This window comes from Nostoc sp. (genome assembly GCF_036917935.1).
Taxonomy (GTDB): Bacteria; Cyanobacteriota; Cyanobacteriia; order Cyanobacteriales; family Nostocaceae; genus Nostoc.
The window spans coordinates 12,234-36,870 of sequence record NZ_JBALEL010000040.1 but is presented as its reverse complement, the minus strand read 5'-3'; the positions used below and the strand labels follow the sequence as shown (position 1 = coordinate 36,870).

The following is a 24,637-nucleotide window of genomic DNA, read 5'->3' as shown; positions in this document are numbered from 1 at the left end:
ACGTAGGAGCGTCACCCGAAGGGTCATTTATCATTTGTAAGAATCAAGGACTAATGACTAATGACTAATGACAAGTATTAAGCTATTAGAAGGAAACAAGCGAGGCTAAAAACATGATCCTGCCTGGAGCAACTGTTCGCGTCAAGAATCCCGCAGATACCTATTATCGCTACGAAGGACTCGTGCAACGGCTGAGTGATGGCAAAGTAGCCGTATTATTTGAAGGTGGGAACTGGGATAAATTAGTTACCTTCCGTCTGAGCGAGTTAGAACTCGTAGAGACCACCGCCGGACGTAAAAAAGCCAAATAACGATTAGTCATTAGTCATTTGTTCTTTGTCATTTGGCAAAAACTGATGACTAATGACCAATGACTAATGACTAAATTACTATGCGCCTTCCCCTACCACAGTTTGCCACTGGCGATCGCCATCCCAACCACATTGCGGAGGTGATTGAAACTACTAGTACTGAATTTTTAGCTCAGTGTTTGGAACCGGAAGATTTAAGCTTTCCCTCCATGCCACCCTTTGGTAGTTGGGTGTGTTCTGTAGATGAAGAATCTGGAAATCAGATTTATGCTGTAGTGTATTATGCCACAACTATGCCCATAGATTCCGTACACCGGGCTAGAGCATTGGGGTTGTCCTTGCAAGACTTACGGGAGGAACAACCCCAGATATTTGCCATGCTCCGCACAGAATTCCGGGCTGCGATCGTCGGATTTGAACTATCTTCGCAAAATCAAAGTTATAACCAAAGAGTATATCAGTATCTTCCACCCCGTCCCCCGCAAATTCATCAAGCTGTTTATCGATGTGAACCAGAAGCTATCATTAAATTTACTGAAGAACTAGATTTTTTACGGACACTGCTTTATATAAATGGTGCGCCAATAGAGTCTTTAACCGCAGCGGCGATTCGAGATATATACCAGTTACGCAAAGCTGACCGAGAATGGCTAATTAAAGCTGGACGTAGCTTAAGTGTGCTACTTAAAGACGACTACGATCGCTTACGGTTCATTTTGAGTCAAATCCACCCGTAGGTAGTTAATTCTTAAAGAATTGCCTAGTTAGTGTAAGTTAAGATTTTTGATTTTTCGTCAGGTGGCTTCTCTATCTATTCATATTGATCAAGCGATCGCCCCCAACGGAATCGCTATTTTACCATAGCCCCTTCAATTCCTACATCATGGAACTCATATCACAAGTTCTTGTTCTGGAACCAACTTCCCAAGTTCTTGGCAAGGAACCAATTGTTCCCTTTGCTATTTTGCTGGTGGTCATCTTAGTTATACCCATCATGTTTGACCGGCTAAGATTACCAGGATTAGTGGGTTTGGTTTTCTCAGGGCTAGTACTTGGGCCCTCAGGCTGGAATCTATTTCAGTCTGACTCATCAATGATTAACCTATTATCAGACATTGGGTTAATTTATTTGTTGTTTGTCGCCGGGTTAGAAATTGATATAGAAAAGTTCCGCCAAAGAAAAAGTCGTGCCTTTGGGTTTGCTAGTTTGACTTTCAGTGTACCCCTGGTGATGGGAACCTTAGTAGGGCTAATTTTAGGCTATGGCTGGAATACTTCAATCTTAATTGGCTCTTTATTGGCTTCCTATACCCTTTTGGCATATCCCATAATCAGCCGTTTGGGAGTCGTAAACAACGAAGCTGTTACTGTCACCATTGGAGCTACGATTTTTACAAACATTGGCGTAGTACTGATATTAGCCGTTTGTGTAGCTGTCGCTCATGCTGGAGAATTCAGCTTTGCTAAACTACTCACCTTGTCGGGTTGGTTAACTATTTACTCTGTTGCCGTTGTTACAGGCTTTGATTGGGCAGGCAAAGAATTTTTCAAGCGGTCTGGAGACGATGAAGGAAACAAGTTTTTGTTTGTGTTGCTTTCTGTGTTTCTGGCGGCTGTAGGCGCTCAATTGATTGGGGTAGAAAAAATTGTTGGTGCCTTTTTAGCGGGTTTAGCGGTGAATGAAGCTGTGGGTGAAGGCCCAGTCAAAGAAAAGGTGGTATTTATTGGCAGTGTGCTGTTCATTCCCATTTTCTTTGTTGACCTTGGCTTACTGATCAATCTATCCGCCTTTGTGAACAATCCGAACACGCTCAAGTTAACGCTGTTGATCGTAGTTGGGTTGATTGTCAGTAAATTGATCGCAGCTTTGTTGACAAAACTGGTTTACCGCTATAACTGGCAAGAAATGCTAACGATGTGGTCGCTGTCACTTCCTCAGGTTGGTACAACGTTAGCAGCAACGTTAGTGGGATATCGGGCTGGGTTGCTGCCACTAGAAGTATTACACAGTGTAATTGTCTTAATGCTTGTCACATCAACCTTGGGGCCGTTGATGACCAGTCGAATAGCTGTTGGTTTGAATTCCTCACCAGCCGAAGATCCAGCACCATCCCTACCTGACGAGAATGCATCAGAAACAGACAGTGCTTTTACTATAGTCGTGCCTGTGTATAATCCTCAGACCCAGCAGTATTTGATTGAAATGGCGGCGTTATTAGCGCGTCAGTCTCAGGGGAAAATTATACCACTGGCGATCGCTACTGCTGCTGCTCAGATGGACGCACCCCAGTTAGAAGCCTCTCTACAACGGAGTGAGTGGTTATTGACTAAAGCGACGGCACAAAGTCGAGCCTTGGGCGTAGCCGCCGAACCAGTATTGCGAATTGATGATGCCTTTGCTCAAGGAATTAGCAGAGCAGCTCGTGAACAAAAAGCTAATTTAATTGTTATGGGTTGGGGTAAACGTACTGGGTTACGAGCGCGTTTATTTGGGAATGTGATTGATGGTGTGCTTTGGGCATCCCACTGTCCAGTAGCGGTGACACGTTTAGTAGAATCACCGAAAAAAATTCAGCGCATCTTAGTACCAGTAGAAAACTTAACAGCGCCGACATTACAGCCTGTACAATTTGCCCAGATGTTGGCAGAGGCAAATCAGAGCCACATTACTGTACTAAATGTGTGCGATCGCCGCACTAGTTCTAGTAAAATTGCTTGGAGGCGATCGCATCTTTCCCTATTGGTATCTAAATTGGCTTTGGCCAATGCCCCAGAAATTCAAATCATCGCTCACGAAAATGTTGCCCAAGCAATTTTGCAGGCAGCACGATTATATGATTTAGTGGTTTTACCTTTTATACGTAATCGTACCAGTCCTGGCGGGTTAGCCATTAGCGATGTCACAACCCAGTTAGCCAGACAACTTACCTGCTCCATAATTATGCTTGGAGAACCGCAACGCACTCAAACTAATGTAATTACTTCTAATGCAGTTCCTAGCATTACATCCGCTGTATAATATAAGCCAGGTTTAGCCGACTTACTCCTGGCAAAAGAATTCTGCCCACAAGAAAAGGCAGCGCAGTCTTCCCCAAGGGCATTAGCGAGTCCGCTACTCCTACGGGGAACAACCATAGCAAGAGTGTCTTATAAACATCGTCTGGGGTCTCCCCAAGTGGCATCAACTGCCGTGCAGGACTTTTAGCAAGTACATCAGTACTGAGTGACCTCAAAACACTTTATCTTGTTGAAGATTTGATGAACTTTGAGTAAAAAAACCACAATTTTTAGACAATGTTTGTTATTTTACTAGTGAAATTATTAACAAAGCAGGTAAAAACATAACAAAACTACACCTGTAAATAAATAGGTAAATTCAAAAATACTTTATTGATTAAGCCTTATTCATTTTTAGCTCTGTATTTTTGTCTCCAAGCTGGGTAATCTAAAAGTAAGTGCAATAGCTACTGAAAATATTTGTAAGTAACTGGGAAACTATGAGAATTTTGGTGACGGGCGGTGCTGGGTTTATTGGTTCCCATCTCATCGACCGACTAATGGGTGCTGGGCATGAATTAATATGCTTGGATAATTTTTACACTGGTCATAAACGGAACATCCTTAAATGGTTAGGTAATCCGTACTTTGAACTAATCCGCCACGACATAACTGAACCAATTCGGTTAGAAGTGGATCAAATTTATCATTTAGCTTGTCCTGCTTCACCGGTACATTACCAGTACAACCCAGTTAAAACCGTTAAAACTAACGTGATGGGAACACTGAATATGTTGGGGCTGGCTAAACGTGTGAAAGCGAGGTTTTTCTTAGCTTCCACTAGTGAAGTATACGGAGATCCAGAAGTTCATCCCCAAACTGAAGAGTATAGAGGTAGCGTCAATCCCATTGGGATACGTTCATGCTACGACGAAGGTAAAAGAATTGCTGAGACTCTAGCATTTGATTACTACAGGCAAAATAAAGTTGATATTCGAGTTGTTCGGATATTCAACACCTACGGGCCGAGAATGTTAGAAAACGATGGTCGGGTGGTGAGCAACTTTATAGTTCAAGCCTTGCGGGGTAATCCTTTAACCGTGTACGGTGATGGTTCGCAAACTCGTAGTTTCTGCTATGTTTCCGACTTGGTAGAAGGATTCATCCGCTTAATGAATAGCGACTACATTGGCCCAGTCAACCTGGGCAATCCTGGTGAATACACGATTTTACAATTGGCACAAACTGTGCAAAATATGATCAATCCAGACGCGGAGATTAAATTCGAGGCACTACCTTCGGACGATCCCCGGCGTCGGCAGCCTGATATCACAAAGGCAAAAACTTGGTTAAATTGGGAACCTACCATTCCTCTGCAAGACGGGTTAAAACTGACAATAGAAGACTTTCGCGATCGCATTCAAAGCGATGCCAATAATTCAACCACCTGAGTGGCGGGCGTCTAGCGTCGCTCGGAATTTCATGCAGGCTCAACCTCGATAACTAATATGCTTAGTGGCTGAGTTTACTGCCAATGTGTAAGTGTAAAATTGAGAACTTCTTTTTGAAAACTAAGCCCAAAAAAGTGAGGAGTTAAAAAATGCGTGTTTGCGTTATTGGTACTGGTTACGTTGGTTTAGTTACAGGTGCTTGCTTGGCTCATATTGGGCATGATGTAATTTGCGTAGATAACAACGAAGAAAAAGTTAAGTTAATGAAGTCTGGGCAGTCCCCAATTTTTGAGCCAGGACTCTCAGAAATTATGCAGTCTGCTATTCAAACAGAGAAGATTCATTTTACTAGTGATCTTGCTGCTGGAGTTACCCACGGAGAAATTCTGTTTATTGCTGTAGGAACGCCACCTTTACCCACTGGTGAAAGTGATACTCGTTACGTCGAAGCTGTAGCCCGTGGGATTGGAGAAAATCTCAACGGTGGCTATAAGGTGATCGTGAATAAATCGACAGTACCCATTGGCTCAGGTGACTGGGTGCGGATGCTTGTTCTAGATGGTGTTACTGAACAGCAGAAAACACTCGTAACCGCAGGTGGGGTATCGAGTGATGAGAAATTACCTGAGTTAGCAGCCGAATTTGATGTCGTCAGCAATCCAGAGTTTTTGCGCGAAGGTTCGGCAGTTCACGACACCTTCAACCCCGATCGCATTGTACTAGGAGGCAATAGTCAAAGAGCAGTTGCCTTAATGAAACAACTGTATGCCCCAATTGTGGAACGCAAGTACGCTGAGGATCAATCTTTACCCCCTGTGCCAATTCTGGCAACAGACCTGAGTTCGGCGGAGATGATCAAATACGCCGCTAATGCCTTTTTAGCCACTAAGATTAGTTTTATTAACGAAGTTGCTAATATTTGCGATCGCGTCGGTGCTGATGTTACCCAAGTAGCCAAAGGTATCGGTCTAGATTCTCGCATTGGTAACAAGTTTTTACAAGCTGGTATTGGTTGGGGTGGTTCTTGTTTCCCCAAAGATGTCTCCGCCCTGATTCACACTGCTGATGACTATGGTTATGAAGCCCAGCTACTAAAATCCGCTGTCAGTGTCAACGAACGCCAGCGATTGATTGCTTTGGAAAAACTCCAACAAGTTCTGAAAATTCTCAAAGGCAAAACAGTCGGACTACTCGGACTGACCTTCAAGCCCGATACCGACGACTTGCGAGATGCCCCAGCCCTCATCCTAATTGAGCAGCTAAACCGACTGGGAGCCAAAGTCAAAGCTTACGACCCGATTATTTCCCAAACAGGTATGCGTCATGGTCTTTCTGGGGTATTAGTAGAAACCGATGCCGAAAGACTCGCTGACGGCTGCGATGCTTTAGTACTCGTCACCGAATGGCAGCAGTTCAGCACTCTCGACTATGTGAAGATGGCGAAACTGATGGCCCATCCCGTTATCATCGATGGTCGTAACTTCCTCGACCCGGAAACAATGGTACGCGCTGGATTCCAATATGTAGGCGTGGGAAGATAGATAGTTAGGAGTTAGGAGTTAGGAGTTAGGAGTTAGGAGTGATAAATGAAAATTAATTACAATCTGTAAACAATAACTCCTAACTCCGTTCAAAACCTAAAGATTTAAAATACCGCCTAGAATCATCTAGGCGGTATTTTATTTGTTTAAAGCTTCACTTTACTTGGCGTTTTTACGTAAAAGTATCATATCAAGCGCTATGTGGAATACGCTCAATTTCAGCATATCCACTGAAAATAAGTTTTTGACCTTCAGTTTCTAGTCGGTTGAGTCGCATTTTCACTCCATCAAGGTCAAAACGATCCAAATCGACCATATTATCTAAAATTTCTACCAGCGCCACGCTCAAGGTTTGCGAAATTTCCCGTTGTGCTTCTGGCACTTGGTCAAGTTCAATTTTCGGATCTTTGAAAGAAACTCGCCGCCGCCTTTCAATGCCTATAGTTAGAATCATGCTCAGGGGTACAAGTTCGCCATTGTTTAAATCTGCTTTTGCTACAAGATGTAAGCGATTTTCAGGCAATAGCTGTACCTGAACTTCCGTAAAGGAGACTGGTTCTCCGCCAGATAATTCTGTCAGGGATGGTACGGTGAGGTTCAGCAGGCGCTTTTTCACCAGTTCCGCACTAAAGGCTTGGTTGATGCCTGCTTCTGATAAGATTACTTGAGCGATCGCTTGAGTGGGTTGCTTAAGGCTGAGTTTGCCACTTAAAACTGAGCCGAAGTCAATGGCAACCGCATCGGTTTCAAAAGACATCTCCTCTACCGCGAAATCTTTCCGAATCACCAAGCCACGACCGCTCATTTTAAAGCTGTCAATGCTGCCTTGCAAGAGCTTGCTGGAGGGGTAGCAGCGCACAAAGACTTCTACTGACTCGCTTTGGGTAAACAGGTGGCGAATCGTTTGGCTGGCGACGGTGTTGAGCATTCGCTCTCCCCAATCAGTGCCTTTAGGATCTTGTAAACCAGTAAGTCCGCCGAACATGTGGTTTTGGGTCTCTAGAAGTTCTTTGTACTTTTGTAACAAATTGTCAAGAATACAGCAAGCGATCCCCAGATTAATTGTGCTGATGCGTAGGTATAGGATCGCTGATGGTTAAAGGTTCAATGTGTCAAATATTACTAATCTGATGAAATAATCTGAATGCTAGCATTATATTTAGTGCAAATTTAATGCATAATCAAAGTCATGCTGAACATCGTTCGAGATATTCACTCCCTCTCAAGCTTCAAGCGCAATACTTCTAAATTTATTCAGCTAATGAAGGAAACTGGACAACCGGTGGTGTTAACCGTGAATGGCAAAGCAGAATTAGTTGTGCAAGATGCTGAGTCTTACCAGAAACTTCTAGAGCTTTTGGAACAGTTAGAAACAATTGCGGGAATCAGCAAAGGACTGGAGGATGTAGACGCAGGTAGGACAAGACCTGTTAAGGAATTTGAGCAAGAAATGCAGCAGAAATATGGCATTTCAAGTTAGGACAGCCAAGACAGCAGACGCTCAAATTGAGGCAGCATACCTGTGGCTCAGAGAGTACAACCCAGACTATGCAGATCAGTGGTTTAGAGGGTTGATGGATACTATTGCATCTCTTCAAGAAAAACCTCGTCGGTGTGCCTTAGCTCTAGAACATGAGGTATTTTCTGAGGAAGTGCGTCAACTTTTCTATGCCAAGTCAAAAAATATCTACCGTATTTTAGACCTCTTGCAAAAGTCCCAAACACCCCACCCCCAACCCCTCCCCGCTCTTCGGGAGGGGAGCGTTTGCGTAAGCAAATGCGGGGTGGGGTTCTTAATTTTTGATTTATGCAAGAAGTATTTTGTTTACAATTCGTGAAGATACTGTTTATGTACTTTATGTGCGTCATAGCTCACAAGCACTCCTCACAGCTGATGAAATTGATGAGGAAGAGTTATAGCGTTATCAATAATTACGCATGAGGAGCTTTCCATTTTTATTTAGGAGACATACAAGCAGCATTAAAAGATTGTTATAAAGCTGTTGAAATATATAAGTTTCAAGGTGAAATAATTAAATTACAGAGGGTACAAATTTTATTAAAAAGCTTATGTGAGACATAGCCGGTTTCATAACTCATATTTTTCTGAGTTTACCAATCTCACGCTTTTATCTAGCACTATCTTTATGTTTGAGTTCCAGAAAATCTTTAGTTACTCTAACTATAGAATCTCCATTTATATAATTTGAAGTATAATTGGGCGTTAATGGTAGATTATCACCCGATTCTAGTACTAAAATAACGCGAAAAAAGTATTCATCTATACTAGTATCAATCCGTTCAAGCTTAACATCAGTAATTTCGTTCAAAGAATATTGAAAAACTGTTTTTCCTAACGTTCCAAACCACCTGTAACGGCTAATTTTTACAGTATTTGTTTCCTTATCAAGGTTACAAATGATAAATAAACCTGGTGACGCTATTAGCAACGCTAATATTCCACAGAATACAGTAAACCTGACAACAATGTAACCCATAAAAGTGTCATCAAGTATAACCGCTAAATTGTTATCTGTAGGGTTTTTCAAAAATTTGTTAATTCTTAATACTATTGATTGTAATTCTTCAAGTTTAAATTTTGGGTATGTTCTATCTGTAAAAGGAAAGCTATCTTTATCAGTTAATAGTAAAATTTTATATGAGTATCTAGGCTTAACTTGACTATCGGTTTGCATCTCTGTTTCCAATTTAGCCTCTAGTAACTCAGAAACTAGCACTTCACTTTTTTCTTAACCAAACCAATAGTTTTCTGTTAACTTACACATTCCTCTTAGAGTATTTTGTCCCGCACTCAAATCAATATTTGAAGTAGATATATTGTTTGGATAACGATTGCAGACAAGTTGTGTAATAGGTGTAAATACAATAGTCGCAAATAAAAATAGAACAAATAATTGACTAAAAAATATTCCCACACCTAAAAATACTTTTGGTCGAATAATAAAAATAAGTTTAGTTGATGTTTGCTCTGAGATTTTTAGAGGATTAGCTAGAGTCAAATAACATCCAGCACCTAAGTTAATTGTCAACAGGATGGCAATTAATAAAAAAGTCATTTTATTTGTAGCTCCAGAACCGCTTTAGCAGATAGAAATATTACGCGTTTACCAATTAGATAATAAATCAAGAATGAATAACCTCAACTAGTCTTCTGTGGCTAGCGCCATCGAATATGCCAGCATTAATCTACTCTCTACCCCTCACACTCCTTCATTTCATCTAGTTATAGCTCACCGTTCGCGTAATCGAGAATGAGTTTGATGAAATAAGGGATATGTGAAGAAACAGCCTTTCCAAAAACAGGAGGGCGATCGCAATCTCTACACAAAAATGCGTAGATGCGGAGCGGCTTGTCGTCAGACATCGCACCATATCCATTAATCATGAGGCTATCTGGTAAATTGCAGGTCGATATCTCGGTTCAGGAATTGGTTTGCCCTCCATTTTGGCAGCATCTAACCATGCTGCTTTTGCTTGCAAAACTTCACGAAGCGCTTCCTCTTCAGTTGAACCAAATGCTGAACAGTATTTCAAATCAGGAATATCAGCAATGTAGCCCTCATCTTCTTCACTGTAAAAGATATTAATATGATAGTTTTTCATTCTTCATCCTCCAAAGTGAGTGTATATTCTTCAACCAAAATCAAAAATTGACGGACTTGATAAGGAACAGCTTTGCCCTTTCGATTTTGCAGGTTAATCAGCTCATGAATATCTGGATGAGTAAAAATGTGGTGACTGCCATTAATCCGTGATAGAGAAAATCCAAACGCCTCAACCAAAGTAACCAGTTCATGAAATTGAATATTTCTGGAACCAGAAAGGACTTTCTCTAGCAATTTACGCTTTTTCGACATTTCTACATCCTATCCCTTTTTTAAGAAGACATTGCCATCTTTATCAGCAACTCAGTATCGCCACCAAAATACGCAGCAAGTCTTCTATATCAGCAGGAACACGATATAAATTGAGGTCTTGAGTTATTTGTTTACTTTCTCGATTCAATAAACCAAATTGCCAAATATCCCCTGTAGAAACAGCCCCCTGTAAATTTGCCTCTTGAGAATCAGTCCACGCATCAATAGCAATCAGTTCTACAGCAAGTTGGGTAAAGCCCCTTGCCAAATCAGCATTTTTAGCTTCTACAACTAAGAGTTTATGGTCTGCATGAAGATAATAGTCAAGGGAACCTTTTAACTGTTCTGTAACAATTAAAGGATATTCGATTCTAAGTTGGGCGTGGGTGTAATGAACAACATCCAATAAAATTGGGGCAATTAGTAACTCTCTGCGGGCTGCCTCACTAGTCAAACTAATATATGGCAAACTCTCCTCAATCCGAGATTTGAGATTTGTGAGTCTGTCTAATTCAATGCTGGACTTTTGTAGATTGAGAGAAGAACGTTTTAAAGAATAGCCAAATTCAGCCAGTATATCTTCTGGCTCGAATGCCATCTCAAAATAGCTTCTGAAAGTGTACGAGTTATTTGGTTGAAGGATGGGAATTTTGCTCATAGCTGTATGATTAAACCATTCTGCATTACTTCTCTACTTACTAATCCTCACCTAAATCCTGCAAACAAGTTACTTTGGACTAAATATGGAGGGTGCGATCGCTTTTAAAATATTTGATATGCGTGTGGTGTAGTAAATGAATCAGGATTGGAAACCGTGCGATCCATTGCCAAAGGCAGAGGATGCCGCTAAACTTTACGATCAAATAAAAACATTGGTAGAAGTGCAACCAGACTTTGCCGACCAGATGATTCCTAAAAATACTCTGGGAACAATTGTAGAATGCTACGAAAATCCCGAAGGTTATGCAGTAGATATTGCCATCCCCAATCAAAAGTTAATTGGAAGCTATGAATACGTAAATGTCATTCTTACTTCTGACCAATTCGTACTTGTGAATACGGTCTCGCAACCACTGAATGTTGTTACTCAGTAATAGCAAAATCTCATTAGGCAATGTGTAGGATGATAGAGACGCGGATACCGCGCTCTTAAATTACCTACCTCGTTAACAACTTCCGCCGCAGATTATCCAACGCTGCATTCGCACTCACATGACGAATTAAAGCTCGACCTCGCGCCGCACCAAACTGATACTCAAAACTTGCCACTTCATCCTTTGGCCCAGCTAAACCAACGTAAACTAAACCCACTGGCTTAGTATCTGTCCCTCCAGTTGGGCCAGCAATACCAGTGATACTCAATCCCCAAGTTGTTGCAAGGCGAGTTTTTACCCCAATTGCCATTTGCTCTGCAACGGTAGCGCTTACCGCCCCAAATTTATCTAAATCTTCTCGGTTAACCCCCAGCAGCCCAACCTTCACCGAATTATCATAAGAAATTACTCCACCCCAAAAGTAATCAGAACTCCCAGAAATGTCAGTCAACATTTGCCCTAAACCGCCACCAGTGCAAGATTCTGCCACCGAAAGCGTTTCTTTTGATGCTCGCAACAACTGACCGACCACGGAAGCAAGGGTATCATTATTGACACCGTAAAAATCCAGTCCGGCAATTTCTTTAAGTTGTTTCTCAATGGGCGCAATTAGGGCTTCTGCTGCTGCTTCTGAAGTTGCTTTAGCAGAAACTCGCAATCTGACTTCCCCTTTACCTGCATAAGGGGCTACTGTGGGATTTGGCAACTTCAAATAGGAGGCAACTTTCTCCGCCAAAGCAGATTCACCAATACCCCAAAACTTTAAACTCCGGCTGTAAATAATTTCTTTACCCCAACCTTGACTTTTGAGAAATGGCACGGCTGTTTCTTCCCACATCAGATGCATTTCACTAGGAACACCGGGAAAGGTAAAAATCGTAATTTCAGGGCGGGGTTGCCAAATGATACCGGGTGCTGTTCCGCTGGGGTTGGGCAGAATTTCTGCACCTTGGGGAATCAAAGCTTGCTTGCGATTACTTGGTGACATCACCCGACCACGTTGGGCGAATTTTTGGGTTATATCTTCGATGATGTCAGAACGTTCTACCAACGGGACTTTAAAAAAATCGGCGATGGTTTCGCAGGTGAGGTCATCTGGTGTCGGGCCGAGTCCACCAGTGAAAATGAGAATTTGCGCTCTGGAAATAGCAATTTCTATAACTTGCTTCAACCGTTCTGGATTATCCCCAACCACTGTTTGATAGTAATGGGGGATACCTAGCTGCGCTAATTGTTGGGCGAGATATTGAGCATTGCCGTTGAGGATATCTCCTAGCAGCAGTTCTGTACCAACACAAATAATTTCTGCACTCATTAGATTGGGGAAGGGGAGTAGGGAGTGGGGAGTGGGGGGAGCAAGAATTTTAGATTTGAGATTTTGGATTTTAGATTGAAATTTAATCCAAAATTTAAAATCCAAAATCCAAAATTGAATTGCCCAATTATGCTAGTGCTGGTACAGGAATTTCCAGGTGAGGATATAAGGGGAAGCGATCGCACAATGCCGCTACCCGTTGCCGACAATCTTGAGTAACTACGTCGGAATCTGGAGAAAGCAGGCGATCGCTAATAATATTTCCAATCTCGGTAAATTCTGCTACTCCTAAACCTCGCGTGGTCATTGCCGGCGAACCTAACCTTAGACCACTGGTAACAAATGGCGATTGCGGATCAAAGGGAATAGTATTTTTGTTAGCAGTAATATTCACAGTACTGACTAGCTGATCCGCTTGCTTACCAGTTAGACTGACAGAACGTAAATCCACGAGCATTAAATGGTTGTCAGTACCATTTGACACTAGCTTTAAACCCCGATTTTGTAGTTGTTCGGCCAAAGCACGAGCATTTTCAATCACTTGGGCAGAATAGGTTTTAAACTCAGGCTTCAGAGCTTCTCCAAAAGCTACTGCCTTACCCGCAATGACGTGTTCCAATGGCCCGCCTTGGTTGCCAGGAAAAACAGCTTTATCTAGCTTTTTACCTAGTTCTGCGTCGCTGGTCAAGATTAAACCACCTCTAGGCCCGCGTAAAGTCTTATGTGTAGTTGTTGTTACTACATGACAATGAGGAATGGGATCGGGATGAAGACCACTAGCAACTAAACCAGCGATATGAGCAATATCGCCAAGTAAGTAAGCGCCGATTTCATCAGCAATGCTACGGAACTTTTCAAAGTCAATTATCCGGGAATAAGCCGAATAACCACAAATCAGCAGCTTAGGACGCTCCCTCAGCGCCAGCTCCCGAATTTGGTCATAGTCAAGTTGTTCTGTTTTTTGGCTGACACCGTAGTGGCTAACTTGAAACCACTTACCTGAGACATTTACAGGTGAACCGTGGGTGAGATGTCCCCCATGAGACAAATCCATTCCCATAATTTTGTCCCCTGGTTGCAGCAGCGACAGGAACACGGCAAAATTGGCTTGTGCGCCAGAATGAGGTTGCACATTTGCATGAGCAGCACCAAATATCTGTTTAGCACGATTGATCGCTAGTTGCTCTATTTTGTCGATAAACTCACAACCGCCATAGTAGCGTTTACCAGGTAATCCCTCGGCATATTTATTTGTCAGTACCGAACCTTGAGCCGCCAGTACAGCTGCGGAGGTAAAGTTTTCGCTAGCAATCAACTCCAAATGATCTCGCTGACGCTGTAGTTCGTCGTTGATTAACTCCGCGATCGCCGGATCACTGGAGGAAAGAAAGTCTGAATTAGTCCTAGTCACTTCAATTATCCTTATAGAAATTTGTACAACGGCTGATTTTGGTTGGAGGCAGCACCTAAATAACAGTCAAGAAGAATGGTTTTTGACTGCTGTACAGAGGCGATTAATCGTCTCCGTACTATTGAGGTTTATTTGTGCCAACTTATTTATTATTAGACCCAAGCTCGATTAATGCATTAATTATCATAACGTTGCTTTTTGAAATCCTCACCTTGCTGCGTGTTGTGAGGTCGTTAGACAGTATTCTTTATGAACCTGTGTTAAATAATGCTTAGTGCGATCGCTGCTCTATGGAACAAAGAGCGAGAGAAAGGCGATCGCTTCAGCCTGACTACTTCCCCTAAAGGGGATGGAGACGAATTTGATATTGGTCAGACACCATTGCCCTACTTAATCATTCGTGAACAACAAGATCCCCGACTTCTCTAAGAAGTCGGGGATCTACGGGTTGCAATTCTCACAAATCAAAAAATCAAATAGGATTCATATAGCGATTTTGATAGTAAGCCAAAATCTGGTTAACTCGTTGCCGACTTTCTAAGCTAGAGTTTGCTGTCCACGAGAGGCTCAAGCCACCAATTTGACTTTGATTGTAATCAAACTCTTGGGATGACTGGGGAATTAAATCCACTTCCACCCCTTCGACTTGACGTAAATGCCCTGCTATTTCTCTATAGACAGCTAAAGGCAAACCAGCGAATTCAATTTTTTCCTTAGTCTCCATCTTTATGAAGCTCCCACATTAGAGGTATTTTGGGGGGGCGTTGTCGCTGAAATAGGATTGCCGGTAGCAGATGCAGCTGACGGCGTTGAGTTGACAGCCCCTTCCCCTACCATTTTGGCAACTTCTATACCATATTGTTCCAAAATGACGATGGGGTTGTAGCCCTGATTCATTTCAATACGTTTAATCAGTACGCCATTTGCTAATCGCTGTCCCGCCTGAACATAGCGACTTGTTGGCTCATCCGGTACTTTGATAATTGCCTGTGGTTCCTTACTAATTAGAACTACACCAGTCACAATCACTGCCCTTGCTAACTCAGGTTGTGCTGGCGGTGGCAATACAGAGACTAAAGTAGGATTGGGGACAACTTGAGGTAAAACCTTGGGTAAAACTGAAGTCAAGGTAGGATTGACTTTTTTTGGTAGAGAAGAAACGTTATTTTTCTTTGGATTTAAAGCTATGCTGCGTGTTGGAGGTTTTGGTTTTACTGCTGATGGAGTAGGTAGCTTAGGCAACACAGGAACTGGTCTTCCAATTGTTTTAGGCATTCCGGGAACCGTCTGCCCGAAAATCTGCCCGAAAACTTGTGCAAACGGGTCACTTCGATCTTTTGATACCTCAACTAACCGTACCCGCTCTGTAGCATTAGTGGATTGAATCAAGTTAACAGATGAAGAATTAACTTGTGAAACCTGTTTGGCTGGTATCACTGGATTCTTAAAGGATTGAGCCGCTGGTGGCGACTTTGCTGCTATTTTGGGAATTGGCGCAGGATTGGTGGCTTGTTGTGTATCTTCAGAAGCACATCCAGCGATCGCCAAAGTTAGAATAGCTGCAATTGTAATTTTTGAAGTTATGCCCATGAGCCTTTCTCAAAAGCCATTGGAAAAATGTAAATTAATATGCCTAAAATTTGTATCAAAGGCAAAGTATGTTCCCTTTATAACCTAATTTTTTACATTTCAAGGGTTATTTTTAGCACTAGCTACCCAGTATAACTGCGGGTTGGCATTTGTTTGCAGTCAATCGTCTGCCACACCCATAAGCTCTTTCATCAAATCCAGTCCTTTCTTGACTCTACGGGAAACTGTTACTACACTGATGCCCAGATGTTCTGCAACTTGTTTTTGTGTCAAATCTTGCAAAAACACACATTCCAACACGTCGCGGGTGCGTTTTTCTAGCTGAACCAATGCTTGTTGTAAGCGAAGTTGGTCTTCTTGTGCCAGTTGAAAGCTGCGATAGTGAGGATCTGGAACCAATTCTCCTAAGCAGGTAGAACCTTCTTCTCCATCTTGGATTGGCACATCGAGACTCAAGGGAGCGCGATTGACCCATGCTAATTTAATTTCTTGCCATTCATTTGGAGAAATTTCCAGTGCTGCTGCTAATTCCGAGTCGGTTGGTTGACGATTGTGTTTTTCACGCCAAGAACGTGAAACTCCTATTGCTTGCTGTTGGAGCGCTAACCATCTCCGAGGAATTCGCACGGTGACACCTTTATCTCGGAGATAGTGTTGAATTTCACCCCGAATATAGGGAAGAGCGTAGGAACTGAAGGCATGTCCCTTAGAAAGTTCAAATCTTTCAATAGCCCTGATTAAACCCAAACATCCAACCTGGAGCAAATCATCGTAGGTTTCATGACATTGATTCGTCCAGTAGTGAGCTTCTTTTCTCACAAGTCCAAAATTGAGTTTTACCAGTTGATTGCGGATATTTTCTGACGGAGATTGCTGATATTCTCGCAACAACTGCCAAATTTCGTGCTTTAGTTCGTTGGTGACTGTGGTAGGCATAGCACCGGGTTTATTGAGCAAATAAAGAATCAATTATTCGCTTTTAAATTAAGCTGCGATCGCACGATATCGTGCTATTTTTCCTAGCAAATACTATGGTAAATAATAAAGACTTTCTATCAAAATTCCATAGGTTACTTGACAATCGAGCAAAATTTAAATCGGCGAAATCACTATTTAGTTGGTTATTTATCTTTGGTATGACCTGTAGCTTTTTTAGAACCACATAGGAATAAAATATAAAATTAATCACTAAATATCAAACCGAGATTTTACTTAACTTGAATTAATTAATGATGAAGTTAATTTAGAGAGAAAAAATAGTAGTCGAGCTTTTGTTTGATAAGCAAAAGTTGGATTTACAGTAAAATTACGTGCCCATTAAACTGGGATTTATCCAATAATTAAAAATTACTAATAATTTTAAAAAAATATTATGTATATTTACGCAAGCTAATAAAAAAAAAGGGCATATCACCCTTTTTTTTACTTAAGTCTATTTCTTTTAATGAAAGGGAAAAAGTTAAAGGGATGAATCAAGTGACCCACAAGCAAGACTGAGGGATCAAAATTTTCCCAATTGCCAAGGCTATTTCGCCCACAATTTTGCTCGGTTTTAACTTTTACTTTTCCCCATGTTTGTCAAAAACCTATCTACCCTCTTGAAAAAAGAGGGTAGATAGGTTAACTTTTGTGATCAAGTCTGAATACTTACAGAATTGTCGTTCTGAGTGCCAGTCAGTTGCCTTACTTGCGAAGATTTAGCCACGAGTCGGTTCAACCCGTCCATAAAATAGACCGCGAATCTTGACTTCTTTAGGTTCGCCAGCACCTAAATCTGTATCAGATGGCTGTTCGCTCTCGAAAGTACCAGCAATTTCACCGCTAGAACTGTCTATTTTAGCGATTTGCAGAGAAATCTTGCCATTGAGATTTTCAGCACGCTTGACGTTAGTGCGGGTAAGTTCTTCATCATCTGCTTGGGCGGGAAGAGCCACAGCATTATCGTAGCCACTGACGACACCACGACCTTTGGGATCTAGGAAGGCAGCACCACGATAGGAAGGAACTTTGAAGCTGCCTTCAAAGTCCGTAGAGGTGTTAATACTGGTCAAACTGGGTTGGCTTTGAGCAACCAAGTTTTTGATGGTGAAGAGGAAAGGTACTCGCTCACCACCAGGAAGTTGCACAGTGATGGCTTGGAAGTCAAGACCATCAGTTTCAGTAAAGGTCAGGCTATTATCTGCGTTGATTTTTAGATTACCTTGCACCTGGTCAATGGTGGAAGTGTATCTGGTCAACAATTTGCCAGCCACAAATTCTGCTTCTTGCCGTTTATTAGCAGGTTCTTCTTTGATGAAGAAGCTAGTCGGTTCCAAGCAAAGTTCTTTGATGGCATAAGACTGGCTAGAATCAATGGGAATGGAACCACGGCTTGTTTCTGCTAGTTGGGGGCATTTGTTAGCCAAGCCAGTGCCGCGAATTTGATCGTAAGTGAGTACATCTCTACCACTACTACTAGTAGGAGCATCACTACAAGCGGTTATTAGCCCCAGGCACAAAGCCAAGAATGCAACAATTAAAGCGCGATACCTCATGGTCAACCTCAATCTCAAAAATTAATATCTAAGTTGTAAAACTGCATCGAAGCTTTGATCTCTGATGAGAAGCTGCTACTTTGCGAAAAGCTACCTTTGATCGGACACGGCTTTGCTCTGATTAAGAGAGTTGAAGCAAGTGTTCGGGTGTCTAGGTTGTTAGCTGCTGCTCAAACTTTTCTGTTGCTAAACGTAGTTAAACGTGTCGCTCTCTTGAGCTTGGGGTGTAAACCCCAGACTAAGTAGCACACTGCATCCATTTTGGATGTGTGTTACTAGGGGAGCAAAAAACCAGCAGTTTTACTGTTGGTGGCATTTGTTAGAGTTGGGCGGGTGGCTGAGTAAGCCCCACACAAAGCAGCATCAATGCTTGCCTCAAAGAGCGCGAACAGGGGTGTCTGCTTCGCACTTTGCTCTTGCATATAGCAAAAGCGGCGTCGCCCAAGTCTTTTTGTATCATGTATGTGACGCCACTACATACAGCCCATTGTTTGATGGGTAAATCAGCCAGATCATACGATTTTTTTTAACTCAAAATCAAAGTACTCTTAATCAATAAAGTCTCGTCTTGATCGCATCTAGCTGCTGTAAAGGCTATGCTAAACGTTACTACGCTCTTTTAGGAGCGATCGCAATTGCTTTTGATAAAGATACAAATCTAGTTATATTCACCCCTGAATAGGGCAAGTCAGGGGACAGGGGACAAGGGGAGTTCAGAAAAAACCATCTAGAAGCTCTTAATAGAAGGTACATCTCATTTACTGCTTGTCTAGAGTCACAGCTAATGAATCTAGTCCGGCAAACTAGGGAAAATTAAAAATCTCCGGTAAATTTGAGTTGGCCTCATTTATACGAAAAGGGTGGCATGAACAATAACAAAAATATTGAATCGGAGAAGTTGTCTTATAAACTCCAAGCGATCGCAACTGTGGTGTATGATGCCGTAACAGCTTGTGAAGACGATACTGTAGCTCTTTTGGCTTTGTTGCGGCAATTGGAGCAGTTACACCGAGAGATCCGGGATGGGGTTTTTCAAGAGAGTTTACCTGTTAATCGTCGGCAACTCTACTCACTACTGAAAGATATTGAGTCTGAGGGAGGCTGGCCTTACATTGAGCGGATGAGACTACAAGCCTTTTTAGCGAATTTGCCACCAGAGGCTCCCGAAGAAAATAGCCATGAAGTTTTGGATAGCGATCGCTCTTTTGGCTGATTAGCCCGAAATTTATTTCTAGCTCTGAATTAACAACTCCGATCGCCTCATCAACCGCTAAACCAAGAGCGGTTGCTCATCGAGGCTTCAATGTGATTCGTAATTCGTAATGACGCTCTCTACGAGACGCTAAAAGCGAACGATGACTCGCTAACGTAATTCTTAATTAAAAAGGGTTTGTACTGGTTATGCCATCACAAAGAAGGCGATCGCGCTCCTCAAGATTGCGGTTGTGCTTGAGGTAATCACCCACCCAGTTGCAACCACGAACAAGCAGATCATCAAGGTGTAAATTCCATAAAATTATCGTGTTGTCATCACTAGCTGATGCTAGTGTTTGACCATCTGGGCTAAAGCTAACACTTAATACCGGAGCGCGATGCCCATTGAGACTTTTAATTAATTTGCCATCACGGCTCCAGAGTTTCACTGTACTGTCCCAACTGGCGGCGGCGAGTAATTCACCATTGGGACTGAAAGTTACGGCATTGACGCTATCGCTGTACCCCTTTAATAACGTTTTTAACAACGTGCCGTCCCGTCGCCACAGTTTCACGGTGTTATCCCAGCTAGCAGAAGCCAGTAACTCGTCAGTGGGACTAAAGCTGACACCCAACACCCAGCTGTCATGGGGCGAGAAAGTTTTAAGCAAAGTACCATCCCTGAGCCAAATTTTCACAGTTTGATCATCACTGGCAGAGGCTAGAACCTGACTATCAGGGCTGAAATTTACGCTATTTACCCAACCCTGATGTCCCAATAAGGTTTTGAGCAACTTGCCCTCACGGTTCCAAAGTTTCACTGTTTTATCTTTGCTAGCTGATGCCAAAAACTGACCATCAGGGCTGAAACTCACGCTCATCACACTATCAGTATGTCCGTAGAGAGTCATGATTAAAGTACCGTCAAGTCGCCAAAGTTTTACAGTTTTGTCATAACTTCCTGAAGCCAGCATTTCACCTTTTGGGTCAAAACTGACACTAGGAACTTTATTTGTATGTCCTACCAAAGTTTTGTAAAATCGGGTTTTGACCTCGCCATTACTGGTGTATCGTTGCCAAAGTTTGACAGTGCGATCGCTACTACCAGAAGCTAGCATCTGACCGTCGGGACTCCAAGTCACGCTCAAAACTCGATCCTGATGCCCTTGAAGAATAGACGGTGTTGGGGCATCTAAACTCCATAGTTTCACGCTTTTGTCAAAACTTCCTGAAGCCAGTAATTTGTTATTAGGACTGAAAGCGATGCTGACAACAGCATCGCTGTGTCCTTTGAAGGTTTTGAGTAAGGTACCAGTGGTACTCCAGAGGTTTATGGTATTGTCTTCACCTGCGGAAGCTAACTTTTTACTATCGGAACTAAAGCTCAAACTCCACACTGTACTGCTATGCTGCCGTAAAGTTTTGTAAAGACGAAAGTCAAAACCGTCTTTAGTGCTGTTACTTTTCCTGAGCCAAAGTTTCACTGTCTTATCTCTACCTGTTGACGCCAACAATTTACCGTCTGGGCTGAAAACAGCTACAATCACACCCTTCTGATGTCCCTGCAAAGTTGTAACGAGGCTACCGTCCCGTCGCCAGATTTTCACTGTCTTGTCGTCGCTGGCCGAGGCGATGAATTGACCATCGGGACTGAAGTTTACCCAGTTAACCCACCCCTGATGTCCCCTCAGTATTTTTACTAAGCTACCGTCTTTGCGCCAGAGTTTTACAGTTTTATCCTTACTGCCAGTAGCTAACAATTCGCCATCTGGACTGAAATTAACGCTATAAACCCAATCTCCATGTCCTTTTAGGGTTTTATATGGCTTGGGGTCAAATTTACCTGTAACTGGGTTTTTGTGCCAGATTTGCACTGTTTTGTCGAGGCTGGCAGATGCTAGAGTTTGACCATCTGGGCTAAAACTTACACAAGTAACAGCATCAGTGTGACCTTTGAGGGTTTGGAGTAAAGTACCGTCAGGACGCCAAACTTTCACTGTCTGATCTCGGCTACCTGATGCTAGCAACTTACCATCTGGGCTGAAAGTTACTCCCCAGACAATATCAGTGTGCCCTTCCAGACGGTTAACCTCCGTTACTCCATAAACTGCCTGTTGCAGGGCTGTCACCACTCGCATTCGGGTATCTGGCTGCACTTCATCTGCCTGTTTAAGTCCTCTCCAAGCCCGCAAACTTTCTAATAGGGCATCAAACTCTTTATTAGAGGCAAACAGAGCTTCGCTAGCAGCAGTGATCGCACTAATGTTCAAGTTGGTTTCACTGCGTTCAGCTCGTAGAGTTTCGCGGACTGCTGCTCTTTTCTGTAAGTCGGCTTGCCACCATAGTCCTGCTATTGTTCCCCCCATGATTGCTAAGACTGCGCCTGCTATCCGTGCTTCCCGCAGTCGCCGTTGCAATATCAAATTGAGTTGTTTTTGACTCAGTTGTTGGGCTACTTCCGCTCTAGTTTTTTCAAGTTTGATTTTTTCTAATTCGGCGAGCATACCATAATTATTCTTTTGGCGAATTGGTTCAACTAAATAATCGTGAACTAGCTGGTAGCGATCGCCTAACTCTTCTCTGACTCGCAACATCAGCCCTGAACCCACCAATATTTCTAAAATCAGTTCCCCAACATTGTCAAAGCTTGATATTGTATCTATATCATGATTATTAACTAATGCAGCCGCTAAATCAGCTTTAGTTTTTAATGGTCGTGTCCCCTTTTCATCAGTTAACTCAAATAATAATTTCCAACTTAACTCTTCGTTTTCCTGACCGCAGTCTTTGATAACTTCCCCAAGCCAGCGTTCCACCAATTTTGTCGAGCCACCGCAAAGCTTGTATTGTCCGAGTGTGGTAATGTTTTCTATTTGTAATTGAGCGCCAACTATTTGTAATTCAATTGGATGTACTTCGTCTAGTTCTCCTGTTAAATCCTGCACTAATCGGTTAATTAATTCTTCACTCAGTTCATAATGTGAACGTTGAGTAAGACTGTGAATTATGGCTTTGGCATCTTGGCTAGAGAATTTTCCTAAATAGTAGCGAATGTCCTTATCGAGAATATTTTTATTAATTACGCCTAAGTCATATAATCCACTACTAGTTTTCTGGCTCAAACGTTCAAACTCTAATAAATGATGTAAGTAATCCTCTCGTAATGAAATAATAGTTTTTACATAAGAAATGTTTAAACATTCACTAAAAAATTTATAAAACTCTATTCTTTGTGTGGGAGGATTACTTACAAAGAAAAATTCTTCAAACTGGTCTAATATGATAACTATAGTATAATTGCGCTCAGATGCTAACCGAATTTTTTCTAGTATTATAGTGGGTGTAGAGTCAAGATTAAGAGATATTCCTGTGGCTGCTAGCGCTTGGTTAATACTGCCGATCAAGATTGTCATCCAATCAGTGTAAACAGACAAAACAATCGGGATAGGAATGCGTTCACCGATAACTTTTCCCTTGAGTGCTGGGACTAAACCAGCTTTGAGAATGGAACTTTTCCCTACACCTGATGGCCCATAAATTACTGTGAGTTTGTAGTCAGCGCGGGTAATTCTTTCAATTAAGCGATTGACATCTTGTTGCCGTCCAGAAGCAGATATTTCTTGAGCAATTTCTTCAGGAATAAATGGTATTTTGTGAGACTCTAGTACTGGGTTAATTCTGGGGCGTTGTGGCTGTAATTGACTTGCCCCAATGAAGGCACGAAAGCCATACTGATGTTCTATTTTAATTTTTTCTTGCTTCAGCTTAAAGGCTTCTGTATAATCATGACGCTCAAAAAAGTAAAGCGATCGCAGTTCCTCTAAAATCTCTAAGTAAAGTAATGGCTGATGTTGTAGCTCACAAACTACCCTCGCCCATTCCAAGTTATTGATAGCTTCCTCCGACTCACCCAGATGCCGTTGTGTACGTGCTAGCAAGAGAAGATACCAACTTTCTTGTTGTCGTCTTCGCAAAGCATCTCGCAGAGAAACTTGTGTTACTTCTTCGGAGATAGAAAGTGCTGTATTCGCTAATTCATGAGCCAGTGCCCAATTCGATTCAGAAGCCGCCACGTTTGCCAAAAAGCCATAATTTTGAGCAACTTGTGCGGCAGTTCCATAAGTTTTATGTAGATTTAATGACTTTTGAGCTAATTCTTTTAAGTCATCCCAGGCTTGTAAGCGTTGCAGCATTTCACAAGCAGGCAAAATGAATTTAGCAACTAAGTCTTCTCTTTGTACCTGCTCCAATAGCTCTAAGCATTGTTTAAACCACGACAGAGCATGTTCGCAATAGCTACTAGTATTCTGGTATAAGTCTGCCATTCGGTGATAACAAAGCCCCAGGTGGAATAGTACTATTGCTTGCTTAAGTAAAGATGAGGGGGGCATAGGGTGAGGACATGAGAGGGGCAAAGAAGAATTACTCTCCCACTCTGCTACTCTCCTCGCTTCCTGCTGCCATAATGCTAGGCTTCTTTGATAATTGGCTAAAGCACCATTAATTTGATCGTTGGCGTATTTATCTCGCCCCAACACAAATTCTAAACTAGCTTCTAATCCTGGTGTTAATTGAACACCATACAGGCGCAGCAAATCATTACGGGCTGATTCTATTTCGTGGCGGTGTTGCGACTTAGGATCTAAATCTAAGAAGGCATTAGATAAAAACGTTTCAGCACCTGCTTCTAAAACTTTGGCAAATAGAGATTCTTCCTCTTGAGAGATCAAAGCAATTAAATCTGCTTTAGCCATTTCAAATTTAATAGTGGTTGCAGCCCAGCTTTTGAAATCAGGCGCTAATCTGGAAAGCAATGATGCTACTTCATCTTGTAGCCACAACACCACTGGAAATGGAAAAGTCGCAGCATAGATATCTCGTGCTTGGTTGATGCCTGTAAGTAAGTTTTCCAGGTCGGTAGTTGACTCAATACCGAAAACCATCACAGCAGATGGCAAAGAGTCTGTAAGTACGGCAGGATTATCTAAAGATAGTTCTGAGATTATTGTGCTGTGTAAGGAAGTAGTTGAAGGATTGAGAACGATTTCTCTGATATAGATGTCTTTGGTGAGCGAGCGAATATTCTCTAACATTTGCTCACGCAATCGCCCATAGTTACATCGAACTAAAATCAGAGCAAATTGACCTTCGGAAAGTGCGATCGCTCTAATCAGTCTTTGCAAAGTATGCTGATTTTCTTTGGTGTAGATGCGTAGCTGTTTGTCATTAGTCATTGGGCATGGGGCATTGGTTATTGGGCATTGGGCATTGGGCATTGGTCATTAGTTATTAGTCCAATGACAAATGACAAAGGACAAGTG

At 42.2% G+C, this 24,637-nt stretch carries 23 protein-coding genes; 10 read left to right on the top strand and 13 right to left on the bottom strand.

The window, feature by feature from the left end:
- Positions 1–113 precede the first annotated feature (113 nt).
- The 5 genes from V7K62_RS18480 (at position 114) to V7K62_RS18460 (ending at position 6,300) form a co-directional block, all read left to right on the top strand.
- Entirely contained in the window at positions 114–311 is a 198-nt protein-coding gene (locus tag V7K62_RS18480) for an NAD(P)H dehydrogenase subunit NdhS (RefSeq protein WP_099099801.1), read from the top strand.
- An 80-nt stretch (positions 312–391) separates the two neighbouring features.
- Positions 392–1,048 (top strand): HAS-barrel domain-containing protein, encoded by a 657-nt coding sequence (locus V7K62_RS18475; protein ID WP_334866474.1) that lies wholly within the window; start codon positions 392–394, stop codon positions 1,046–1,048.
- A 146-nt stretch (positions 1,049–1,194) separates the two neighbouring features.
- Positions 1,195–3,330: a cation:proton antiporter domain-containing protein gene (locus V7K62_RS18470; protein WP_334866472.1), complete on the top strand. Its 2,136-nt coding sequence runs from the start codon at positions 1,195–1,197 to the stop codon at positions 3,328–3,330.
- Between the two features lie 478 nt (positions 3,331–3,808).
- Positions 3,809–4,759, top strand: a complete 951-nt coding sequence (locus V7K62_RS18465) for a UDP-glucuronic acid decarboxylase family protein (protein WP_334866471.1) — start codon at positions 3,809–3,811, stop codon at positions 4,757–4,759.
- A 149-nt stretch (positions 4,760–4,908) separates the two neighbouring features.
- Positions 4,909–6,300 (top strand): UDP-glucose dehydrogenase family protein, encoded by a 1,392-nt coding sequence (locus V7K62_RS18460; protein ID WP_334866469.1) that lies wholly within the window; start codon positions 4,909–4,911, stop codon positions 6,298–6,300.
- 190 nt (positions 6,301–6,490) lie between these two features.
- Here V7K62_RS18460 and V7K62_RS18455 read toward each other — a convergent pair whose 3' ends face one another.
- A complete protein-coding gene (locus tag V7K62_RS18455) occupies positions 6,491–7,285 on the bottom strand; it encodes an LmeA family phospholipid-binding protein (protein ID WP_334866467.1) in 795 nt (264 codons plus the stop codon).
- 204 nt (positions 7,286–7,489) lie between these two features.
- Here V7K62_RS18455 and V7K62_RS18450 point away from each other — a divergent pair, with 204 nt between their 5' ends.
- Together V7K62_RS18450 and V7K62_RS18445 are read left to right on the top strand one after the other, a co-directional pair.
- Positions 7,490–7,780 carry a type II toxin-antitoxin system prevent-host-death family antitoxin gene (locus V7K62_RS18450; protein WP_334866465.1) on the top strand — a complete coding sequence of 97 codons (291 nt, stop codon included), beginning with the start codon at positions 7,490–7,492 and terminating at the stop codon, positions 7,778–7,780.
- Complete coding sequence (locus tag V7K62_RS18445; RefSeq protein WP_334866463.1) at positions 7,764–8,138, top strand: hypothetical protein; 375 nt, start codon at positions 7,764–7,766, stop codon at positions 8,136–8,138. The genes V7K62_RS18450 and V7K62_RS18445 overlap by 17 nt, the downstream gene beginning before the upstream one ends.
- A gap of 291 nt (positions 8,139–8,429) precedes the next feature.
- Here the strand turns inward: V7K62_RS18445 and V7K62_RS18440 are convergent, their stop codons facing one another.
- From V7K62_RS18440 to V7K62_RS18420, 5 genes are all read right to left on the bottom strand, one after another.
- Complete coding sequence (locus tag V7K62_RS18440; RefSeq protein WP_334866460.1) at positions 8,430–9,038, bottom strand: hypothetical protein; 609 nt, start codon at positions 9,036–9,038, stop codon at positions 8,430–8,432.
- A gap of 12 nt (positions 9,039–9,050) precedes the next feature.
- On the bottom strand, positions 9,051–9,377 hold the full coding sequence (locus V7K62_RS18435) for a hypothetical protein (RefSeq protein ID WP_334866458.1): 327 nt from the start codon (positions 9,375–9,377) through the stop codon (positions 9,051–9,053).
- Positions 9,378–9,702: 325 nt separating this feature from the next.
- Positions 9,703–9,924, bottom strand: a complete 222-nt coding sequence (locus tag V7K62_RS18430) for a type II toxin-antitoxin system HicB family antitoxin (RefSeq protein ID WP_334866456.1) — start codon at positions 9,922–9,924, stop codon at positions 9,703–9,705.
- The gene (locus tag V7K62_RS18425) at positions 9,921–10,178 is read right to left on the bottom strand and encodes a type II toxin-antitoxin system HicA family toxin (protein ID WP_334866454.1); all 258 of its coding nucleotides are present in this window, start codon (positions 10,176–10,178) and stop codon (positions 9,921–9,923) included. Before V7K62_RS18425 ends, V7K62_RS18430 begins: the two co-directional genes overlap by 4 nt.
- Positions 10,179–10,221: 43 nt before the next feature.
- A complete protein-coding gene (locus V7K62_RS18420) occupies positions 10,222–10,836 on the bottom strand; it encodes a hypothetical protein (protein WP_334866452.1) in 615 nt (204 codons plus the stop codon).
- A 136-nt stretch (positions 10,837–10,972) separates the two neighbouring features.
- Between V7K62_RS18420 and V7K62_RS18415 the strand changes: the two genes are divergently transcribed.
- The gene (locus tag V7K62_RS18415; RefSeq protein ID WP_334866450.1) at positions 10,973–11,272 is read left to right on the top strand and encodes a hypothetical protein; all 300 of its coding nucleotides are present in this window, start codon (positions 10,973–10,975) and stop codon (positions 11,270–11,272) included.
- A 64-nt stretch (positions 11,273–11,336) separates the two neighbouring features.
- Here V7K62_RS18415 and V7K62_RS18410 read toward each other — a convergent pair whose 3' ends face one another.
- A complete protein-coding gene (locus V7K62_RS18410; protein WP_334866448.1) occupies positions 11,337–12,587 on the bottom strand; it encodes a competence/damage-inducible protein A in 1,251 nt (416 codons plus the stop codon).
- Positions 12,588–12,714: 127 nt separating this feature from the next.
- The gene (gene glyA / locus V7K62_RS18405) at positions 12,715–13,998 is read right to left on the bottom strand and encodes a serine hydroxymethyltransferase (RefSeq protein WP_334866446.1); all 1,284 of its coding nucleotides are present in this window, start codon (positions 13,996–13,998) and stop codon (positions 12,715–12,717) included.
- A gap of 267 nt (positions 13,999–14,265) precedes the next feature.
- Here glyA and V7K62_RS18400 point away from each other — a divergent pair, with 267 nt between their 5' ends.
- Positions 14,266–14,427, top strand: a complete 162-nt coding sequence (locus V7K62_RS18400; RefSeq protein ID WP_334866444.1) for a hypothetical protein — start codon at positions 14,266–14,268, stop codon at positions 14,425–14,427.
- A gap of 43 nt (positions 14,428–14,470) precedes the next feature.
- On the opposite strand, the gene V7K62_RS18395 is transcribed toward V7K62_RS18400, so the two are convergent.
- The 4 genes from V7K62_RS18395 to V7K62_RS18380 all read right to left on the bottom strand — a co-directional run bounded on the left by V7K62_RS18395 (position 14,471) and on the right by V7K62_RS18380 (position 18,122).
- On the bottom strand, positions 14,471–14,722 hold the full coding sequence (locus V7K62_RS18395; protein ID WP_334866443.1) for a hypothetical protein: 252 nt from the start codon (positions 14,720–14,722) through the stop codon (positions 14,471–14,473).
- A 2-nt stretch (positions 14,723–14,724) separates the two neighbouring features.
- Complete coding sequence (locus V7K62_RS18390) at positions 14,725–15,588, bottom strand: hypothetical protein (RefSeq protein WP_334866441.1); 864 nt, start codon at positions 15,586–15,588, stop codon at positions 14,725–14,727.
- Between the two features lie 159 nt (positions 15,589–15,747).
- On the bottom strand, positions 15,748–16,524 hold the full coding sequence (locus V7K62_RS18385; protein ID WP_334866439.1) for an RNA polymerase sigma factor SigF: 777 nt from the start codon (positions 16,522–16,524) through the stop codon (positions 15,748–15,750).
- A 761-nt stretch (positions 16,525–17,285) separates the two neighbouring features.
- Entirely contained in the window at positions 17,286–18,122 is an 837-nt protein-coding gene (locus tag V7K62_RS18380; RefSeq protein ID WP_334866437.1) for a photosystem II manganese-stabilizing polypeptide, read from the bottom strand.
- Between the two features lie 865 nt (positions 18,123–18,987).
- Here V7K62_RS18380 and V7K62_RS18375 point away from each other — a divergent pair.
- A complete protein-coding gene (locus V7K62_RS18375; RefSeq protein ID WP_334866435.1) occupies positions 18,988–19,335 on the top strand; it encodes a hypothetical protein in 348 nt (115 codons plus the stop codon).
- A gap of 166 nt (positions 19,336–19,501) precedes the next feature.
- On the opposite strand, the gene V7K62_RS18370 is transcribed toward V7K62_RS18375, so the two are convergent.
- Positions 19,502–24,550, bottom strand: coding sequence for an nSTAND1 domain-containing NTPase (locus V7K62_RS18370; protein WP_334866433.1), 5,049 nt, complete (start codon positions 24,548–24,550; stop codon positions 19,502–19,504).
- Positions 24,551–24,637: the final 87 nt, after the last annotated feature.

Bases quoted from the DNA above. Each gene is read 5' to 3' on its own strand.
- V7K62_RS18455 (WP_334866467.1), bottom strand. From the start codon at position 7,285: ATGTTCGGCGGACTTACTGGTTTACAAGATCCTAAAGGCACTGATTGG.
- V7K62_RS18480 (WP_099099801.1), top strand. From the start codon at position 114: ATGATCCTGCCTGGAGCAACTGTTCGCGTCAAGAATCCCGCAGATACC.
- V7K62_RS18460 (WP_334866469.1), top strand. From the start codon at position 4,909: ATGCGTGTTTGCGTTATTGGTACTGGTTACGTTGGTTTAGTTACAGGT.
- V7K62_RS18425 (WP_334866454.1), bottom strand. From the start codon at position 10,178: ATGTCGAAAAAGCGTAAATTGCTAGAGAAAGTCCTTTCTGGTTCCAGA.
- V7K62_RS18385 (WP_334866439.1), bottom strand. From the start codon at position 16,524: ATGCCTACCACAGTCACCAACGAACTAAAGCACGAAATTTGGCAGTTG.
- V7K62_RS18475 (WP_334866474.1), top strand. From the start codon at position 392: ATGCGCCTTCCCCTACCACAGTTTGCCACTGGCGATCGCCATCCCAAC.
- V7K62_RS18375 (WP_334866435.1), top strand. From the start codon at position 18,988: ATGAACAATAACAAAAATATTGAATCGGAGAAGTTGTCTTATAAACTC.
- V7K62_RS18445 (WP_334866463.1), top strand. From the start codon at position 7,764: ATGGCATTTCAAGTTAGGACAGCCAAGACAGCAGACGCTCAAATTGAG.
- V7K62_RS18415 (WP_334866450.1), top strand. From the start codon at position 10,973: ATGAATCAGGATTGGAAACCGTGCGATCCATTGCCAAAGGCAGAGGAT.
- V7K62_RS18470 (WP_334866472.1), top strand. From the start codon at position 1,195: ATGGAACTCATATCACAAGTTCTTGTTCTGGAACCAACTTCCCAAGTT.
- V7K62_RS18410 (WP_334866448.1), bottom strand. From the start codon at position 12,587: ATGAGTGCAGAAATTATTTGTGTTGGTACAGAACTGCTGCTAGGAGAT.
- V7K62_RS18430 (WP_334866456.1), bottom strand. From the start codon at position 9,924: ATGAAAAACTATCATATTAATATCTTTTACAGTGAAGAAGATGAGGGC.
- V7K62_RS18370 (WP_334866433.1), bottom strand. From the start codon at position 24,550: ATGACTAATGACAAACAGCTACGCATCTACACCAAAGAAAATCAGCAT.
- V7K62_RS18435 (WP_334866458.1), bottom strand. From the start codon at position 9,377: ATGACTTTTTTATTAATTGCCATCCTGTTGACAATTAACTTAGGTGCT.
- V7K62_RS18465 (WP_334866471.1), top strand. From the start codon at position 3,809: ATGAGAATTTTGGTGACGGGCGGTGCTGGGTTTATTGGTTCCCATCTC.
- V7K62_RS18420 (WP_334866452.1), bottom strand. From the start codon at position 10,836: ATGAGCAAAATTCCCATCCTTCAACCAAATAACTCGTACACTTTCAGA.
- V7K62_RS18450 (WP_334866465.1), top strand. From the start codon at position 7,490: ATGCTGAACATCGTTCGAGATATTCACTCCCTCTCAAGCTTCAAGCGC.
- V7K62_RS18380 (WP_334866437.1), bottom strand. From the start codon at position 18,122: ATGAGGTATCGCGCTTTAATTGTTGCATTCTTGGCTTTGTGCCTGGGG.
- V7K62_RS18390 (WP_334866441.1), bottom strand. From the start codon at position 15,588: ATGGGCATAACTTCAAAAATTACAATTGCAGCTATTCTAACTTTGGCG.
- V7K62_RS18395 (WP_334866443.1), bottom strand. From the start codon at position 14,722: ATGGAGACTAAGGAAAAAATTGAATTCGCTGGTTTGCCTTTAGCTGTC.
- V7K62_RS18400 (WP_334866444.1), top strand. From the start codon at position 14,266: ATGCTTAGTGCGATCGCTGCTCTATGGAACAAAGAGCGAGAGAAAGGC.